Raw genomic sequence first — 18,832 nt, 5'->3', positions numbered from 1 at the left:
ATGTTTAAATCAGTAAAAGAACTCGTAGCACTCGCTACGGAAAAGAATGTCCCGATTTCAGAAATCATGATTGAACAAGAAATGACGGTCCGCCACTTAGAGCGTGATGAAGTATACGCAATGATGGAACGGAATTTACAAGTCATGGAAGAAGCTGTCGAACGGTCATTGACAGGCGACGGTGTCGAATCGGTCACCGGTTTGACAGGCGGGGATGCAGTCTTACTGCAACGATATCGGGCGTCAGGGAACGGATTATCGGGAGATCTTTTGTTAGATGCCGTCAGCAAAGCCATCGGAACGAATGAAGTCAACGCGGCAATGGGGAAAATCTGTGCGACACCAACAGCAGGGAGCGCGGGCGTCGTCCCAGGGACGTTGTTCGCCGTCAAAGAACGGCTTCAGCCTTCACGCGAGGAGATGCTCCGATACCTTTTCACATCGGGTGCGTTCGGGTTCGTTGTTGCCAATAATGCGTCCATCTCAGGTGCGGCAGGCGGATGCCAAGCGGAAGTAGGTTCGGCGACAGCAATGGCTGCAGCTGCCATCGTCGAAATGGCAGGAGGCACACCGGATCAATCGGCGCATGCGTTTGCAATTGCTTTAAAAAATATGCTTGGTCTCGTCTGTGACCCAGTCGCTGGACTTGTCGAAGTCCCGTGCGTCAAACGAAATGCGATGGGAGGAGCAAATGCGCTCGTCGCAGCAGATATGGCACTGGCTGGCATCACGTCACGTATTCCGTGTGACGAAGTCATCTCGGCAATGTATGAAATCGGTCAAATGATGCCTTCTGCCTTACGTGAAACGGCGAAAGGCGGTCTTGCGAATACACCGACTGGACGCTGGCTCGAGTCGAAGATTTTTGGAGATTTATCGAATGAATCCATCAAGTGAGGTCACGGCACTTAAGGGAGTCGGGCGTGATTTGGCAACTAAGCTTGCAGAAATGGATATCGTAACGATCTCGGACGTGCTGGAGCACGTCCCATTTCGTTACGATGATTTCGTTACGGGGAGTTTGACGGAAGCCATCCATGAAGATAAGGTCAAGTTCACAGGTCAAGTTCAATCAGAACCGCTCGTTCGTTATTACGGAAAAGGTAAGAATCGGCTAACGTTCCGGTTACTTGTCGAAGAACGGTACAGCGTCACGGTGACGATGTTTAACCGTGCCTTCTACAAAGCCCAGTTGAAGTTAGGGGAAGAAGTGACGGTCAGCGGCAAGTGGGATTTGCACCGGATGACGATTTCAGCGACGGAACTTCAATTCGGGGCGATCGAAGGTGAACTGACACCCGTCTATTCCTTAAAAGGTGACATGCGGATGAAGACGTTCCGCCGTGTCGTCGAACTCGCTTTCGCAGCAGTAGAATCAGTCGGGGAGCGGGTGCCCGATTCGATTCGGACGGCGTATCGTCTTCTCGACCGGATGACGATGCTGAAGGCGCTACACTTCCCGACGCATCGAAAAGAATTGACGGCGGCGAGAAGAAGTTATGTGTATGAAGAGTGCCTCTATTTTCAGTTAAAGCTTCAGACATTACGACTTGGAAAGCGGCAGGGACAAGGCATTGCTTTACCGTTACATCAAGCAGCCGTCGACGAGTTCATTGCAGGACTGCCATTTCCGTTGACAGGCGCTCAAAAAAGAGTGACAGAAGAAATTTTGAGTGATATGCATCGAGCAGAGCGAATGAATCGGTTGCTGCAAGGAGATGTCGGAAGTGGGAAGACCGTCATCGCGGCGATTGCCCTGTTCGCGACGATTCGTGCGAACAAGCAAGGTGCCTTGATGGTTCCGACTGAAATACTAGCGGAGCAGCATGCTTCGTCACTTGCCCCGTTACTCGAACCATTCGGGATTAAAGTCGGTCTCTTAACGAGTTCTGTCAAAGGAAAGGCTCGTGTGTTATTGCTAGAAGCCTTACGGCAAGGAGAAATCGACATCCTCGTCGGCACCCATGCCTTGATTCAGGATACAGTCGTCTTCAAGGACTTACATTTAGTGATTACGGACGAACAACATCGGTTTGGTGTCGAACAACGGAAGCGCCTCCGAGCAAAAGCAGCGCAAGCAGATGTCCTCTATATGACGGCGACACCGATTCCGCGAACACTTGCGATTTCTGTGTTTGGCGATATGGATGTTTCGATCATCGACGAGATGCCAGCAGGGCGTAAAGAAATTGAAACGTACTGGGCAAAACCAGAACAGATTGAACGTGTCTTTGGTTTTGTTGAGAAGGAATTACTTCTCGGGCGGCAAGCCTATGTCATCACGCCATTGATCGAGGAATCTGAATCGCTTGATGTTCAAAATGCAATGGAATTGCATGCCGTTCTCGTCGAACGTTTCCGCGATCATCAAGTTGGTTTGATGCACGGACGTCTCGGCTCATCTGAAAAAGACGAGGTCATGCAAGCTTTCAAGGACAATCAGGTCCAAGTCCTCGTCTCGACGACTGTCGTCGAAGTCGGGGTGAACGTCCCGAATGCCTCAATCATCGTCATTTACGATGCAGAACGATTCGGTCTCGCGCAACTGCATCAATTGCGTGGACGTGTCGGACGAGGGGATGCGCAGTCATATTGTATTTTGATTGCTGATCCGTCGTCTGACACCGGGAAAGAGCGAATTAAGACGATGACAGAGACGAACGACGGCTTCAAATTAGCGGAAAAAGACTTAGAACTACGCGGATCGGGTAATTTCTTTGGGACAGAACAAAGTGGATTGCCACGTTTCGTCCTGACAGATCCTGCTCTCGATATTCAAATCATGGAAACAGCCCGGAACGACGCCGTCCGTTTGTTACGTTCGGATGCCTTTTGGCAAACATCGGACTACGACGTGTTACGCCATTATATCGAAGAGCAAGGACTGCTTGACGGAGAAAGAATTGAATAATACTTGAAAGTGAACAATGGGGGATATATACTACTATTAGTACCAGGTGATAATAGTGATTATCCTTCTTGTAGGAGGAACGTACATGCGGGTACCTAAAAAAGAACGGCAAGTAGAACTACAGCATACGATTGAACAAAACCCATTCATCACGGATGAAGCACTTGCGCTTCATTTTAACGTCAGCATTCAGACGATTCGGCTCGATCGAATGGAATTGAAAATCCCTGAATTACGGGAACGGATTAAACACGTCGCGACAGAACGACTCGATGACGTGCGTACTTTGACCGAAAGCGAAGTCATTGGTGATATGATTGACCTGAAACTTGATACATCTGCGATTTCGATTTTAGAAATTTTGCCGGAACACGCTTTTAGCCGGAACGCGATTGCACGCGGGCATATTCTGTTCGCTCAAGCCAATTCGCTCGCCATCGCGTTAATTGATGACGAGTTAGCATTGACGACACGAGCAAACGTGCAATTTACACGATCTGTCCATGTTGGAGAACGCGTCGTCGCGAAAGCGTTCGTCAGTTCCCATCGACAAGATGGACGATCAGACATCAACGTCGAAAGTTATGTCGGTGATGAGTGTGTCTTTATCGGTGAGTTTACGGTGTATCGTAGTAGTAAGGAGGAATCATGATGATTTTAGCAGTAGATGCAATGGGTGGTGACAACGCCCCCCGTGCGATTGTCGAAGGTGTGATCCAGTATTTAGGGGAGCGCCCGAAGGCGGACATTGAAATTCGATTGGTTGGAGATGAATTGAAGTTACGTTCTTACGACATCAAGGATTCCCGTGTGACGATCGTTCACGCGGCGACTGTCATTACTGGAGAAGACGAACCGGTCCGTGCGATTCGACGGAAAAAAGATAGCTCACTCGTTGTGGCTGCAAACCTGGTGAAAACAAAAGAGGCGGATGCCTTGATTTCAGCAGGCAACACGGGAGCACTGATGACTGCCGGATTGTTTGTGATTGGTCGAATCGAAGGGGTTGACCGTCCTGCGCTGGCCCCGACTTTCCCGACAAGAAACGGAAAAGGTGTCGTCATCTTAGATGTCGGTGCTAATCCGGATGCAAAAGCAGAACATTTGCTTGATTATGCCATCATGGGATCAGTCTACGCAGAACAAGTTCGTGGTATCAAACAACCGAAAGTTGGTCTGCTCAATATCGGCTCAGAAGCTGGTAAAGGCAATGCACTGACGAAGGAAACATATCCCTTACTTGAGACTGCCCCTATTCATTTTATTGGGAATGTCGAGGCGAGAGAAGCGATGAGTGGTGATGTGGACGTAATCGTCACAGAAGGATTTGCAGGGAATACGTTGTTGAAAAGTACGGAAGGTGCTGCAAGCATGATTATGGGTGTCATGAAGGAACAGTTCATGAGTTCATTCAGTTCGAAAATCGCGGCGTTAATTTTAAAGCCGAAACTTAAAAAAATGAAGCAATTGCTCGCGTACGAAGAATATGGTGGGGCCGGGTTGTTCGGAATTGCGGCACCTGTCATCAAAGCACACGGCTCGAGCAATGCCTATGCCTTCAGTCGTGCGCTGGCACAGGCTGAAATGATGGTCGAGCAACACGTCGTTGCGAAAATCATTGAAGCGAAGACAAAATAGAGCTAAAGGAGTGAGCGAGATGGGGAAAACGGTATGGATGTTTCCGGGGCAAGGGTCACAAATGCCCGGTATGGGACAGACACTTGTAAGTGAGGAAGAAACTAAACAAACGTTAGTCGATCTCGGAACACGAATCGGCCTAGATTTAACAACGCTGTTAACGACGGGTACAAAAGAGGAACTAAAGGCGACGGAGCTTGCTCAACCCGCAATCGTCGCACATAGTACACTTCTCGCCACTCGTTATGCGGCACTCGGTAACAAACCGGACTATGTCCTTGGGCATAGCGTCGGGGAGTACAGCGCGCTTGTCGCAGCATCGGTCCTTACGCCGAGTGAAGCCGTTTATCTTGTCCATGAACGTGGTAAGTTGATGAACCAGGTTTCAGGTGGAACGATGGCTGCCGTCATCGGATTAAACGATGTCGAAGCCGCACACCATGCCGTCGAATCGATTGCGGCGACAGGTGAAATCGTGCAAATCGCGAACTACAACTGTCCCGGCCAATTTGTCATCTCAGGGCACGTCGCAGCCGTCGAATCGGCGACAGCGAAATTAAAAGAGCTCGGTGCAAAGCGTGTCTTACCACTCGATGTCTCCGGTGCGTTCCACTCCTCTTTAATGACACCGTTCGCACCACGGTTCGAAGATTTCCTTGCTTCTTCACCATTCGAAGCGGCGCAAGCGAAGTTTATCTCAAACGTGGACGGATCGTTTCACGATCAACCGGACGACTTGAAACGTCTGCTCGTTCAACAATTGTATTCACCTGTTCGCTTTGAGGCATGTGTCGAGCAATTGATTGAAGAGGGTGTCGATACCTTCATCGAATTCGGACCGTCTTCACCACTTAGTGGGCTTGTCAAACGTATCAAAAAAGACGTTAAAATCATTAGTATCACGACACTTGAACAACTAGAAGCGGAGGGAATTCGTGGATGAGTAAGGTAGCACTCGTAACAGGCGCCTCACGAGGAATCGGTGCGGCGATCGCAACACGTCTCGCGGCAGATGGTTTTAAAGTCGTCGTCAACTATGCCGGTAGCACTGAAAAAGCAGAGGCCATCGTCGCGGATATCATCGCGACTGGTGGTGAGGCAATCGCCATCCAAGCCGATGTTGCGAACGCTGATCAAGTCAAGGCGTTGGTTAAACAGACTGTCGATGCATTCGGTCAACTGGATTGTGTCGTCAACAACGCCGGTATCACACGCGACAGTTTGTTGATGCGTATGAAAGAAGCCGATTTTGATGCTGTCGTTGATACGAACCTAAAAGGGGCGTTCCTCGTCACACAAGCGGCGTCACGCCCGTTGATGAAGACGGGTGGTCGCATCATCAATATCGCTTCGGTCGTCGGCATCACGGGTAATCCGGGGCAAGCGAACTATGTGGCCGCGAAAGCCGGTTTGATTGGGTTGACGAAATCGGTCGCCCGTGAACTCGCAAGTAAAGGGGTCACAGCGAATGCGATTTGCCCAGGATTCATCGAAACAGATATGACCGATGAATTGACGGACGATCAACGGAATCTGTCACTTGGACAAATTCCATTGAAACGGTTTGGGCAAACGCAAGACATCGCAGCACTCGTCAGCTTCATCGCTTCGGATGAAGCCCGTTACATCACAGGGCAAACGCTCGCAGTTGATGGCGGCATGACAATGTAACTGAACACCGGTAGTACTTTGCCAAATCGGCAATCATCTTATATACTCAACTCATGGAGGGATTTCAAATGACAAAAGAACAAATTTTAGTAGACGTACAAGAGGCAATCGCAGAAAAATTAGGTAAAGAGCAAAGTGAAATCACACTCGATAAATCGTTCAAAGACGATCTCGGTGCCGATTCACTTGAAGTAATGGAACTCGTTATGGATCTCGAAGATAAATTCGAAATCACAATCGAAGACGATCAAGCAGAAAACTTGAAGACTGTCGGCGATGTCGTCAGCTACATCGAAACACAAGTCTAATCATTGACGCTGACCCACCGCTCTTTTGCGGTGGGATTTAGCTGTTTAGGAGGAATTATGACGAATCAAAAAGGACGTCGTGTCCGAAAAGGACCTTACGTAAAACGTCGAAAAGATGCGCGGACGTTTGCTCAAATCGAGCAAAAATTCGAAGAGTTACAAACGCGCCTTTCGATTCATTTTTCGAATGTCGAATTGTTGAAGCAAGCGTTTACCCATTCTTCGTTCGTCAATGAACAACGTGAATCGGATGGGGATAACGAACGACTTGAATTTTTAGGGGATGCGGTCTTAGAATTGACGGTCTCAAGATATTTATTTGAACACTACCCGGAACGTTCCGAGGGGGAATTAACAAAACTGCGCGCAGCTATCGTGTGTGAACCATCGCTCGTCCAGTTTGCCAATCATTATGAATTCTCTGACATGATTTTGCTAGGTAAAGGGGAAGAACTGACAGGCGGACGAAATCGGCCAGCATTACTTGCTGACGTATTTGAAGCGTTTATCGGTGCACTTTATCTTGACCAAGGCATTGAAGCAGCAGAGCGATTCCTCGCCGAAGCGGTTTTTCCGAAAGTGGCATCTGGTTTCTTCGAAGAGCAGACAGACTTCAAGAGCCAATTACAAGAAGCGATCCAACGGGTCGGACTCGGACAAATTGAATACGAAATCATCGAAGAGCGTGGTCCCGCACATAGCCGGGAATTCATCTCGCGTGTTCAAGTCCCGGATAAGCTTGAAGGAATCGGGACCGGTCGTTCGAAAAAAGAAGCAGAACAGCAAGCAGCGAAACAAGCCTTGCTTGAGCTGAAAAAACAATTTTAAGTAAAAAAACCATATAAAAAAAGGCGCCCGATTGGGAACGCCTTTTTTTATATGGTTTCTTACACCGTCTTCAGTGATTTTAGTTCATCGACGATTGCATCGACCTCAGCGAGTGATAACGATTCACGCATCATGACGAACTCATAAATTTCTTTTAAGTCGTCATTTTTCGTGCCGTCGAACTGCTCGGCTTTGATGACGCCTTTATTAATAATATTTAATTTATCCAAGATTGCTTCAATCATTTGTTCAATTGTCATATCGTTGAATTCTCCTCTTCACGTCTTTACCGTTAACATTACCATAAAACCTACCATTTTGTAGACCTTTCGGCTATGGTAAACTAAAAGAAAATTAAAAGAAATTTAAACATACGGGTGGTAAAGATGTACTTAAAACGAATTGAAATCAACGGCTTCAAATCTTTTGCGAGCCGGACAGAACTTGACTTCCTACCGGGAGTGACGGCAGTCGTCGGACCGAACGGTAGTGGGAAGTCGAATATATCGGATGCAGTGCGCTGGGTGCTCGGTGAGCAATCGGCTAAATCATTACGCGGCGCGAAGATGGAAGATGTCATCTTCGCCGGCAGTATGTCAGAACATCGAAAGCAGTTCGCAGAAGTAACGCTTGTCCTCGATAATGAGTCGGGAACGGTTGCGTTACCTTACCAAGAGTTGAGCGTGACGCGACGCGTCAGTCGAAATGGAGACAGTGATTATTTTCTTAATAAAAAACCATGTCGCTTGAAGGACGTCCTTGATCTCTTCATGGATACGGGACTGTCCCGTGATGCCTTCGCAATCATTGGTCAAGGACGTGTCGAACAAGTCATCTCCGGGAAACCGGAAGAGCGGCGGTCCGTCATCGAAGAGGCAGCGGGTGTCTTAAAATACCGGCACCGGAAAAAACAAGCGGAGCGGAAGTTGAGTGACACGGAAACGAATCTCTCACGTGTCGATGATATTTTATTTGAACTCGGTGGACGAATCGAACCGTTACGAGAACAAGCAGCGCTTGCAAAAGAGTATCTGATTGCCCGCGACCGGTTCGACTTTTTAGAACGTGGCATCATTGCAGAAGAAATTCAAAACTATATGGAACAAATTGCCCGATTGACGACGGAAATCGAAACGTTTGAGCGTGAGTTGTCAAATGAACAGGCACGTCTTGAGAAAACGCAAACCTCGAGAGAAGAACAAGAAACGATGCTTGAAAACATTCGCCGGACAGAGACAGAGATGCAGGAACGGTTACGAACCGTCTCGACGACGCTCGTTGAAATTCAAGGTTCGCTGAACTTGGCAAAAGAACGTGAGAAACATGGGACGCAAATGAAAGAGCGTTTAGAACAAGAAGTGGCGACACTTGAAGCGCGCGTTTCCCTAATTGAGGATGAGGCGAAAAAAGCAGTTCGCTTACGAGACGAAACGAAGCAAACATACGAGGAAACTGTCAAACGTCGTGAACAAGCAGATGCCGCATTAACGTATTCGGACCGTGATTTTGAAAAAGAAGCAGAGCAACTACGGTCTGAAGCGTTTGAAGTAGCGAGTCGGCTGGCGGCGACGAATAACGCCTATAACCGAGCAAAACAAGATTTACAGAGTGCGGAAGAGTTACGCCGGACGTTCGCGGAAGGGACAGGGTCGAAACAATCGGCGCAAACAGCTTATGCGGCCGAGGTCGACCGACTAGAAGCGAGCTCTTTAAACGTGCGGCAACAGCTCGATGCCTTAGTAGCGGAAGAGACGCAAGTTGAAACGAAGCAACACGAACAGCGAACGATGATGACGCAAGTCGAACGATCAATCGTCGATCTCCATCGCCGGCGTGATAAAACAGAGGACCGGATTGAATTTTTGGAGTCCGTCAAGGCAGATTACAGTGGTTATTTCGGTGCCGTCAAAACGATTTTGAAACAGCGTGATCACATTTCAGGAATATATGGAGCGGTTGCCGAATTGATTTCCGTACCGGCCCGATATGAAGCGGCGATCGAAACGGCACTTGGTGGAGCGATGCAAAACGTCGTCGTCGATACAGACGCGACAGGACGGACGTTGATTCAGGAATTACGCCGTCTAAATGCGGGACGGGCGACGTTCATGCCGCTCAGTTCGATTCAACGGCGCGATTTGAATCAATCGGTTCGCAATCAACTATCTGCGATGCAAGGATACATCGGCGTTGCGAGTGAACTCGTGACGACGACCGATGAGCTGACGAAATTAAAACAGAACTTGCTCGGGACGACGCTTGTCGTCGAATCGCTTGAACAAGCGAACGCGATTGCCCGTGCAACGGGACATCGGTATCGGCTCGTGACGCTCGACGGAGATGTCGTCAACGTCGGTGGTTCGATGACAGGGGGGAGCCGGAAAAAAGGGACGCCACTCTTTAGTCAATCACGGGAGTTAGACGAACTCCGCGAAGGGCTGACGCAAGGACAGGCGGTCATTCGTGAACAAGAGCGCCGCCTCGCGGAGATGAAAGTAGTAGATGAACAATTGAACGTTACGCTTGAGACGCTTGCGCAAGAAATGAAAACGACGCGAACGACACTTGAATCACTTCGGGATGAATTGACGGAGGCGAAACATGGTCTCGCAATCACAGCTTCGGAACTGTCCGTCCAAGATGGCCAGTTGCAACGGTTGGCGGAGCAAGAACGGGAAGCGAAGGCGACGATTGAACAAGCTGAGCACGATATCGCGAACTTGACGAAGCGGCAACAAGAACTCAGACGTGATCTCGATCAGCTAAAAGAGGCACAGGCACGGGGTGCTGTGACAATCGAAGACTTGAAACAACAACAAGCAGATGCCTTGCTCGAAGAACGGACAATGATCTTGAAGTTAGATCAAGTCAATCGTGAAGTCGAACGAATCGAAGAATCGTTGAATCATGCGAAACTCGAACGGAGTCATAAGCGGCGTGATTTAAAACATGTGCTCGAAGGGTTTGGTGAAGGTCAAATCGAAGCATTGCATGCAGAGCAGGCGCAGATGCTTAAAGAACAAACAACGGTTGAACAAGAATTGAAAGCAATCACGGACCAAATCCAACGTGACGGCGAAAGTTTACGACTTCTACGGATCCGTGAAGCGAAGCTGAAAGAGGAGCAACAGTCGGCGAAACAACAAGTCGATCAAGCGCGCCTCAACCACGGCAGAATCAGTACACGTCTTGAAACACGTCAAGAAATGCTCGACGAGATGGGGCTGATTCTCGAATTGATTGAACCGCTGACGATTCCATTCGAAGAGGCGAAAGAGGAAGTACACCTGCTCAAGCGTCAATTAGAAGAAATCGGAGTTGTTAATATCGGTGCGATTGAAGAGTTCGCTGAAGTCGATCAACGGTTTACGTTCCTCTCGACGCAACGTGATGACTTAGTGACGGCGAAAACGGATTTATATGCCGTCATCGATGAGATGGATCGTGAAGTCGTCCGACTCTTTAAAGAGACGTTTACGGCTGTACGGGAACACTTCCGTGAGACATTCCGCGAATTGTTCGGTGGAGGAGAAGCGGACTTGATTCTTGTCGATCCGAGCGACCTCTTGACGAGCGGGATCGACATCGTCGCGAAACCACCGGGTAAAAAACTACAGAACTTGTCACTCTTATCTGGTGGGGAACGCGCGTTGACGGCGATTGCCTTGTTGTTCGCGATTTTGAAGACGCGTCCCGTCCCGTTTTGTGTCCTTGATGAGGTCGAAGCAGCTCTTGACGAAGCGAACGTTGCCCGGTTCGGTGAGTTCGTTCATCAGTTGGCGCGTGATACACAATTCATCATCATCACACACCGTAAAGGTACGATGGAGTCAGCGGATGTTTTATACGGCGTGACGATGCAACAAAACGGTATTTCGGAAGTGTTATCCGTTAAACTAGAAGAGGCACGGCGAACATTGACTGAAGAAGTAGAATCAAAGGAGCTAAAACAATGAGTTTTTTTAAGAAACTAAAAGACCGGTTGACGACGTCGACACAAGAAGTCACGTCTAAGTTTACGGAAGGGTTGTCGAAGACGCGTGACGGGCTTGCGAGTGCCGTCAATGATCTCGTCTACCGTTTCCGGGAAGTCGATGAAGAATTTTTTGAAGAGTTAGAAGAAGTGCTGATTCAAGCTGACGTCGGTGTGACGACGACGATGGATTTGGTCGAAAAATTAAAGATTGAAGTCAAACGAAAAAATGTTAAAGATACAAAAGAAGTCCGTGATGTACTCGTCGAAGTCGTCGCCAACATGTTGATTGAAGAAGAAGAAACGGAACTTGATTTAGACCACGACCTCAGTGTCATCTTATTCGTGGGTGTCAACGGCGTCGGAAAAACGACGACGATCGGGAAACTTGCGAATCGCCTGAAAAATGAAGGGAAAACGGTCATGCTCGCAGCAGGGGATACATTCCGAGCAGGCGCCATCGATCAGTTGCAAGTCTGGGGCGAGCGCTCCGGCGTACCGGTCATCCGTCAAGGAGAAGGATCAGATCCTGCTGCCGTCGTCTTCGATGCTGTTCAAGCGGCAAAAGCGCGGAAAGTCGATGTCTTGATTTGTGATACGGCAGGACGTCTGCAAAACAAAGTCAATTTGATGAATGAACTCGAGAAAGTCAAACGGGTCATCGAACGTGAAATTCCAGGCGCACCACACGAAGTCCTGCTTGCGCTCGACGCGACGACCGGACAAAATGCGATGGTGCAAGCCAAAGCGTTCAAACAAGCGACGAATGTCAGCGGCATCGTCTTGACGAAGCTCGACGGGACAGCAAAAGGTGGTATCGTTCTCGCAATCAAAAACGAACTGGACCTACCCGTGAAGTTCGTTGGATTAGGTGAAAAAATTGACGATCTCCAACCGTTTAATGCCGAGCAATTCGTCCACGGTCTCTTCGGTGACGTATTCGAAGAAAAGCAAACGACGGACGAGGCACCGGAAGAGGAATAAGCTAGGTTTGCTTGTAAAGAAAAAAACTTGACAACACACTGTGAGGGCTGTACTATACTATCTGTAAAGGAATTTCACTTAACAACCGTGGAGGTGCTCGGATGACACTTGATAAAACGAACCGGATGAATTATCTGATTGACTTTTATCAGGAGCTTTTGACGCCGAAACAACGAAATTATATGTCACTCTATTATTTAGATGATTTTTCGTTAGGTGAAATCGCCGATGAGTTTGAAGTCAGCCGACAAGCAGTCTACGACAACATAAAACGTACGGAAGCGATGCTTGAGCAATATGAAGAACGACTTTCCTTGTTTCAAAAATATGAGCAGCGAAAGATCCTTCTTGATGAACTGAAGCAGCTCGACCTTCCAAGCGAGGCACTGGTGACGATTGAATCACTGGAGCAATTAGAGTAGGAGGCATCATCAATGGCATTCGAAGGATTATCGGAACGGCTTCAAGCCAGTCTCGCCAAAATGCGAGGTAAAGGTAAGATTTCTGAAGCGGACGTAAAGGAAATGATGCGTGAGGTCCGCCTCGCGTTATTAGAAGCCGACGTCAACTTCAAAGTAGTGAAACAGTTCGTAAATGATGTGAAGGAGCGCGCCGTCGGTCAAGATGTGATGACGTCTCTAACACCCGGTCAACAAGTCGTCAAAATCGTCCATGACGAATTGACGAAATTGATGGGGGAAGAAGTATCTCCGTTGACGCTCGCTAACCGTCCGCCGACAGTCATTATGATGACTGGTCTTCAAGGGGCAGGTAAAACGACGACAACCGGAAAACTCGCCAATCATTTACGAAAAAAACACAATCGCAGTCCACTGCTCGTCGCAGCGGATATTTACCGTCCGGCTGCGATTAAACAACTTGAGACGCTAGGAAAACAACTTGAATTACCGGTCTTCTCAATGGGAGATCAGGTAAGTCCACAAGAAATCGTAACCGGCGCGCTCGACTATGCAAAAGAGCATCACCACGATATCGTGTTGATCGATACGGCGGGACGCTTACATGTCGATGAGGACCTCATGCAGGAACTTGTCGATGTGAAGGAAATCGCCAAGCCTAACGAAATCTTCCTTGTCGTCGACTCGATGACGGGTCAGGATGCGGTCAATGTCGCACAAAGCTTTAATGAAAAGCTCGGCGTGACAGGGGTCGTCCTGACGAAACTCGACGGAGATACTCGAGGCGGAGCAGCACTCTCCATCAAGGCAGTCACCGGAGCACCGATTAAGTTCGTCGGTCTTGGAGAGAAGCTAGACGCAATCGAGCCATTCTACCCAGAGCGGATGGCGTCACGGATTCTCGGTATGGGAGATATGTTAACGCTGATTGAAAAAGCAGAGTTCCAAATGGACGCAACACGCGCCAAGGAGCTCGAAGGCAAAATGCGCGATGCATCGTTCACGTTTGACGATTTCATCGAGCAGTTGCAGCAAGTGAAACAGATGGGTCCTTTGGATGAGTTGTTAGGAATGATTCCGGGTGCCGGTAAAGGAAAGATGAAGGGCTTGAAAAATGCTCAAATCGATGAGAAGCAACTTGTTTATGTCGAAGCGATTATTCAATCGATGACAAAACGGGAGCGGACTGAACCGGAAATCCTCAATGCGAGTCGTCGGAAACGGATTGCGCGCGGCAGTGGTCGTAGCATTCAAGAAGTGAACCGGTTGATCAAGCAATTTGAAGACATGCGGAAGATGATGAAACAATTCTCCGGCCAAATGGGCAAAGGGAAAAAGAAAGGCGGCTTTGGCCTCCCATTCTTCTAAAAGTCTTTTCTCTTTTGCTGTAACGTTGTATACTAGTGAAGTTGTCAATTTGACTAAACCAAAAAACTATTTAATATCTGGAGGGACTTACGAATGGCAGTTAAAATTCGTCTTAAGCGCATGGGCGCAAACAAATCACCTTTCTACCGTGTGGTAGTAGCAGACTCACGTGCACCACGTGATGGTCGTTTCATCGAGCAAATCGGATACTACAACCCGGTTGCTAAACCAGAAGCAGAAGTAAAACTTAACGAAGAGCTCGCTCTTAAATGGCTCGCTGAAGGTGCTAAACCATCAGACACAGTTCGTAACCTCTTCTCAAAAGCTGGTATCATGGAGAAATTCCACAACGCGAAACTCGCGAAGTAAGACATTTGGAGGTGAGCGAAAGCTTACCTCCTTTTTGTTGCAGAAAAATAGAAGAATGACGATTTTAAAGGAAGGAAGTGAAGAAGATGCAATGGTTAGAAGTCGCGAAAATCGCGAATACACACGGTCTAAAGGGAGAATTGAAGTTACTTGCGAGTACAGATTTTCCGGAAGAACGCTTTAAAGTCGGAAATGACGTATTTCTCGAGATGGAGGGGACGTATGTACCGCTGACGGTGAGCAGTTACCGGAAACATAAACAATTCGTCATGGTGACCTTCAAAGGAATGCATCACATCAACGACGTCGAAAAGTATAAAGGGATGAAACTTTTCGTGCAGCCGGAAGTCTTACAAGAGCTCGGAGAAAATGAATACTACTACCACGAAATCATCGGTTGCGACGTCTATGACGGAGATGAGAAAATCGGGGTCATCTCGGAAATCTTAGAGACCGGAGCAAACGATGTCTGGACGATTAAACGTCCGGGAAAAAAAGACGTCTTGATTCCGTACATCGAACAAGTCGTCGCGTCGATCGATGTGCAAGAAAAGCGGATTCAAATCACACCATTACCTGGATTGATTGAAGGATGAACATCAAAGTCTTGACGCTTTTTCCAGATATGTTCACAGCACTCGATCATTCAATCGTCGGACGGGCACAAGAAGATGCGCGGATACATCTCGAGTACATTAACTTCCGAGACTATTCGACGAATCGACATGGGCGTGTCGATGATTCTCCTTACGGGGGTGGTGCTGGGATGTTGTTGACGCCGCAACCTGTTTTTGACGCTGTTGCGGCCTTGCCGAAAGCGAACCGTCGCATCGTTGCGATGACACCGACAGGACAGCGTTTTGATCAAGCAGTAGCGGAAGAATGGGCGCAGGAATCGGAACTTGTTTTCTTATGTGGACATTATGAAGGATTTGATCAACGGATTCATGACGAACTGGTGACGGATGAAGTTTCGCTTGGAGACTTCGTTTTGACGGGAGGGGAATTAGCTGCGATGACGATGATTGATGCCGTCGTCCGTTTGTTACCTGATGTCCTCGGCAAGTCGGCCAGTCATGAAGACGATTCATTTTCGACCGGATTGCTCGAATACCCCCATTATACCCGTCCTGCCGACTATAACGGATTAAGGGTACCGGACGTCTTATTATCCGGGAATCATGCAAAAATCGAGCAGTGGCGAAGACAGCAAGCCTTGAAGCGGACGCTCGAGCGACGTCCTGATTTACTCGAGACAGCCGAGCTGTCCGCAAGTGATTTAAAGTACCTTCAGTCAATTTCAGGATTGTCAAAAGAATGAAATTGTGATAAGTTAAAACATGTGGCAAAAGCCACCTATTAACGATGTTCCGCTGTTGGATGCAATAAGCAAATGAAGATAAGAACATTGGTGAAAAAAGGAGAAATCATTCATGAACACACAACAATTGTTCCGTGAAATTACACAAGAACAAATCAAGTCAGACGTCCCTTCGTTCCGTCCTGGGGATACAGTCCGTGTACACGTTAAAGTCGTCGAGGGTACGCGTGAGCGGATCCAGCTTTTCGAAGGCGTAGTCATCAAACGTCACGGTGGCGGCATCAGTGAAACTTTCACAGTCCGTAAGATTTCTTACGGAGTTGGCGTAGAGCGTGCTTTCCCGCTCCACTCACCACGTGTTGCACAAGTCGAAGTCGTTCGTTACGGTAAAGTCCGTCGTGCGAAACTTTACTACCTCCGTAACCTTCGTGGTAAAGCGGCGCGTATTAAAGAAGTTCGTCGTTAATCATGTGAAAAAGTGGCTTGTCCTCGGACAAGCTTCTTTTTTTTATCGTTTATGCGTATACTAAGTCTAGGTTAAAGATTTAATCAAAGGAGTGGAACGCGTGAAGGAGTTATTTAGTTGGGTAAAGGCGCTTGTCGTAGCGCTCGTGATTGCGTTCATCATCCGAACGTTTCTATTCGTCCCGGTCATCGTGGACGGCGAGTCGATGATGCCGACACTGCACAATTCAGACCGGATGGTCGTCAATAAGGTTCCCTATTACTTTAATGAACCAGAGCGTGGCGATATCGTCGTCTTCCATGCGACGGAAACACGTGACTATATTAAACGTGTCATCGCTGTCCCAGGCGATACGCTGTACTACAAGGATGATATGCTGTATATCAACGATAAAAAAGTGGAAGAACCATATTTAAAAGAATTTAAAGCGCAAATGAATGGTGTTCCGTTGACGGAAGACTTTACATTAGAAGAACGGACCGGCGAAACGAAAGTACCCGCCGGTAAAGTATTCGTCATGGGGGACAACCGTCAAAACTCAAAAGATAGCCGTGACATCGGGTTCGTCGATGAAGATCAAATCGTCGGAACGACAAATTTCGTCTTTTATCCGTTCGGTGATTTACGATCAGTTGATTAAAAAATCATGGGCGCGTAGTAAGGTGAGTCTAGCAGAAACAGCTCCATCAACCGTGCGTTTGATGGAACAAGGTCAGGAATTGAGTAGTGTCCGCACGACACTACTTCTTTTCTTGGCTTTTTTTGCGTATACTAAGGGATGGATCGTTTCTTGAGAACGAAGTGACGGTAACTGAAGCAGGTCTTACCGCGTCACCCAACATGAAGTTAGCAGTCCAGTAATATGATGAGTTGAGGTGGAATATATGACGATACAATGGTTCCCTGGTCACATGGCGAAAGCACGTCGTGAAGTCCAGGAAAAATTAAAATTAATCGACGTCGTCATCGAATTGGTCGATGCACGTCTCCCGATGTCGAGTCGCAATCCGATGGTCGAGCAAATTACGGCAGGAAAACCGCGGTTAATCGTCTTGAACAAAGCCGATATGGCTGATGCGCGTTTGACGGAGCGCTGGATGAAGGCCCTTCGTAAGGACGGAGTCGATGTCATCGCTGTCGATGCGAAACACAATAAGGGTCTTGGACAAATTCATGAAGGTGCGTTACGCCTGATGAAAGAAAAACATGATCGCATGCGTGAAAAGGGACGAAATCCGAGTGCGATTCGAGCGTTGATCATCGGCATCCCGAACGTCGGGAAATCAACATTAATCAATCGCCTTGCCGGACGAAACATTGCCATCACGGGTGACCGCCCGGGTGTGACGAAACGTCAGCAATGGATCAAAATGAAGACAGGTGAGATGGAGTTGCTCGATACACCAGGTATTCTCTGGCCGAAGTTCGACGATCAGTTGGTTGGCTATCGTCTAGCAGCAACAGGTGCAATCAAAGATGATATCTTAAACATCGATGACATCGCGCTGTTTGCCATCCGTGAGCTCAAATCGCGTTATCCGGAGCAATTGATGGAACGCTATCGCTTAGACGATGTGTCCGGTGAAGCCGTTGATGTACTAGAAGCAATCGGGAACAAACGAGGGTTCAATTCAGGTGGATACGTCGATTTCGAACGGACGAGCGAGATGTTGTTACATGAGCTACGGACGGAAAAAGTCGGACGTGTGACACTTGAAACAGTCGAAGAATGGGCAACAACAGCAGAATAAGACGAGCTTGGAACCTTCTCTAGAAGGTCCAAGCTTTTTTCGAAATAGGAGTGAATGTCAGATGAAGATTCAAGACTTAAGAGAACGTCTCAAAGGGATTTCACGCGAACAATTCGCAGCCATCGAACAGGATCTGATGCATGATGAACGAAAAGGGATCAGGCTGTTATTGAAACAAACAAGCCGTCGCCTCGATCTCGAAGAACAATTGCGCCTCAGTTTTATTGAACGCTCGCAGTTCGAAGAAGCTTACCGGGCACAGGGGTGGGAGAAGATTGCTGGTGTCGATGAGGTCGGGCGAGGTCCGCTTGCTGGACCTGTCGTCGCGGCAGCAGTCATCTTACCAAAAGATTTTTATCACCCCGCGTTGACGGACTCAAAACAAATGTCAAAAAAACAACGGCAACTGGCGTATCAGCATATTCGTAAAGTCGCAGAGGTCGCCATCGGCATCATCGAACCAGCAGAAATTGACCGGATCAATATTTACCAAGCCTCGAAACAGGCGATGTTACAAGCGGTGAATGGCGTGTCTGCCGAGGCATTGCTCGTCGATGCGATGGAGCTTGATCTCAATTTACCTCAAACGTCACTGATTAAAGGGGATGCGCGTAGCATCTCAATCGCAGCGGCGAGCGTCATTGCGAAGGAAACGCGTGATGCGATGATGGAGGACTATGCGAAACAGTATCCGGGATACGGGTTTGAGCAACATGCAGGGTACGGGACAGCACAGCATTTGCAGGCACTCGATACATACGGTGTGACACCGATTCATCGCAAAACGTTTAAACCGGTTCTTGATCGACTCTAGGAGGTGAATGC

General features: G+C 48.2%; 20 protein-coding genes. 19 read left to right on the top strand and 1 reads right to left on the bottom strand.

The features are described 5' to 3' along the window. The 8 genes from sdaAA to rnc all read left to right on the top strand — a co-directional run bounded on the left by sdaAA (position 1) and on the right by rnc (position 7,356). On the top strand, positions 1-897 hold the full coding sequence (sdaAA, locus tag AC0VYQ_RS09870; protein WP_088837392.1) for an L-serine ammonia-lyase, iron-sulfur-dependent, subunit alpha: 897 nt from the start codon (positions 1-3) through the stop codon (positions 895-897). Beyond that, entirely contained in the window at positions 881-2,911 is a 2,031-nt protein-coding gene (gene recG / locus AC0VYQ_RS09865; RefSeq protein ID WP_088837391.1) for an ATP-dependent DNA helicase RecG, read from the top strand. Before sdaAA ends, recG begins: the two co-directional genes overlap by 17 nt. Positions 2,912-2,996: 85 nt before the next feature. Then, a complete protein-coding gene (gene fapR, locus AC0VYQ_RS09860; protein ID WP_029330861.1) occupies positions 2,997-3,563 on the top strand; it encodes a transcription factor FapR in 567 nt (188 codons plus the stop codon). Further along, positions 3,563-4,549, top strand: a complete 987-nt coding sequence (gene plsX, locus AC0VYQ_RS09855; RefSeq protein WP_029330860.1) for a phosphate acyltransferase PlsX — start codon at positions 3,563-3,565, stop codon at positions 4,547-4,549. The genes fapR and plsX overlap by 1 nt, the downstream gene beginning before the upstream one ends. Positions 4,550-4,568: 19 nt before the next feature. Further along, entirely contained in the window at positions 4,569-5,492 is a 924-nt protein-coding gene (gene fabD, locus AC0VYQ_RS09850) for an ACP S-malonyltransferase (RefSeq protein ID WP_088837390.1), read from the top strand. After that, positions 5,489-6,220, top strand: a complete 732-nt coding sequence (gene fabG, locus AC0VYQ_RS09845; RefSeq protein ID WP_475403490.1) for a 3-oxoacyl-[acyl-carrier-protein] reductase — start codon at positions 5,489-5,491, stop codon at positions 6,218-6,220. Before fabD ends, fabG begins: the two co-directional genes overlap by 4 nt. Before the next feature lie 68 nt (positions 6,221-6,288). After that, positions 6,289-6,528 carry an acyl carrier protein gene (gene acpP, locus AC0VYQ_RS09840; RefSeq protein WP_012370777.1) on the top strand — a complete coding sequence of 80 codons (240 nt, stop codon included), beginning with the start codon at positions 6,289-6,291 and terminating at the stop codon, positions 6,526-6,528. Between the two features lie 57 nt (positions 6,529-6,585). After that, a complete protein-coding gene (gene rnc / locus AC0VYQ_RS09835) occupies positions 6,586-7,356 on the top strand; it encodes a ribonuclease III (protein ID WP_088837388.1) in 771 nt (256 codons plus the stop codon). A 59-nt stretch (positions 7,357-7,415) separates the two neighbouring features. Here the strand turns inward: rnc and AC0VYQ_RS09830 are convergent, their stop codons facing one another. Continuing rightward, positions 7,416-7,616 (bottom strand): DUF1128 family protein, encoded by a 201-nt coding sequence (locus AC0VYQ_RS09830; RefSeq protein ID WP_029330856.1) that lies wholly within the window; start codon positions 7,614-7,616, stop codon positions 7,416-7,418. A 126-nt stretch (positions 7,617-7,742) separates the two neighbouring features. Between AC0VYQ_RS09830 and smc the strand changes: the two genes are divergently transcribed. The 11 genes from smc to AC0VYQ_RS09775 all read left to right on the top strand — a co-directional run bounded on the left by smc (position 7,743) and on the right by AC0VYQ_RS09775 (position 18,821). After that, entirely contained in the window at positions 7,743-11,312 is a 3,570-nt protein-coding gene (gene smc, locus AC0VYQ_RS09825; RefSeq protein WP_475403489.1) for a chromosome segregation protein SMC, read from the top strand. Continuing rightward, positions 11,309-12,313, top strand: a complete 1,005-nt coding sequence (ftsY, locus tag AC0VYQ_RS09820; RefSeq protein ID WP_214807320.1) for a signal recognition particle-docking protein FtsY — start codon at positions 11,309-11,311, stop codon at positions 12,311-12,313. The genes smc and ftsY overlap by 4 nt, the downstream gene beginning before the upstream one ends. Positions 12,314-12,414: 101 nt before the next feature. Next, entirely contained in the window at positions 12,415-12,735 is a 321-nt protein-coding gene (locus AC0VYQ_RS09815) for a putative DNA-binding protein (protein WP_088837385.1), read from the top strand. A gap of 12 nt (positions 12,736-12,747) precedes the next feature. Beyond that, positions 12,748-14,100, top strand: coding sequence for a signal recognition particle protein (gene ffh / locus AC0VYQ_RS09810; protein ID WP_214765163.1), 1,353 nt, complete (start codon positions 12,748-12,750; stop codon positions 14,098-14,100). Positions 14,101-14,193: 93 nt separating this feature from the next. Then, on the top strand, positions 14,194-14,469 hold the full coding sequence (rpsP, locus tag AC0VYQ_RS09805; RefSeq protein WP_012370770.1) for a 30S ribosomal protein S16: 276 nt from the start codon (positions 14,194-14,196) through the stop codon (positions 14,467-14,469). A gap of 86 nt (positions 14,470-14,555) precedes the next feature. Then, positions 14,556-15,065 carry a ribosome maturation factor RimM gene (gene rimM, locus AC0VYQ_RS09800; protein ID WP_475403488.1) on the top strand — a complete coding sequence of 170 codons (510 nt, stop codon included), beginning with the start codon at positions 14,556-14,558 and terminating at the stop codon, positions 15,063-15,065. After that, on the top strand, positions 15,062-15,790 hold the full coding sequence (gene trmD / locus AC0VYQ_RS09795) for a tRNA (guanosine(37)-N1)-methyltransferase TrmD (protein WP_214768598.1): 729 nt from the start codon (positions 15,062-15,064) through the stop codon (positions 15,788-15,790). Before rimM ends, trmD begins: the two co-directional genes overlap by 4 nt. Before the next feature lie 112 nt (positions 15,791-15,902). Further along, a complete protein-coding gene (gene rplS / locus AC0VYQ_RS09790; protein WP_088837381.1) occupies positions 15,903-16,256 on the top strand; it encodes a 50S ribosomal protein L19 in 354 nt (117 codons plus the stop codon). 100 nt (positions 16,257-16,356) lie between these two features. Then, positions 16,357-16,896: a signal peptidase I gene (gene lepB / locus AC0VYQ_RS09785; protein ID WP_088837380.1), complete on the top strand. Its 540-nt coding sequence runs from the start codon at positions 16,357-16,359 to the stop codon at positions 16,894-16,896. Between the two features lie 244 nt (positions 16,897-17,140). After that, complete coding sequence (ylqF, locus tag AC0VYQ_RS09780) at positions 17,141-18,007, top strand: ribosome biogenesis GTPase YlqF (protein WP_088837379.1); 867 nt, start codon at positions 17,141-17,143, stop codon at positions 18,005-18,007. A gap of 61 nt (positions 18,008-18,068) precedes the next feature. Continuing rightward, positions 18,069-18,821, top strand: coding sequence for a ribonuclease HII (locus AC0VYQ_RS09775; RefSeq protein WP_088837378.1), 753 nt, complete (start codon positions 18,069-18,071; stop codon positions 18,819-18,821). Positions 18,822-18,832: the final 11 nt, after the last annotated feature.

This window comes from Exiguobacterium sp. QJM3NY_9, from assembly GCF_056173545.1.
This window is presented reverse-complemented; position numbering and strand designations above follow the sequence as displayed.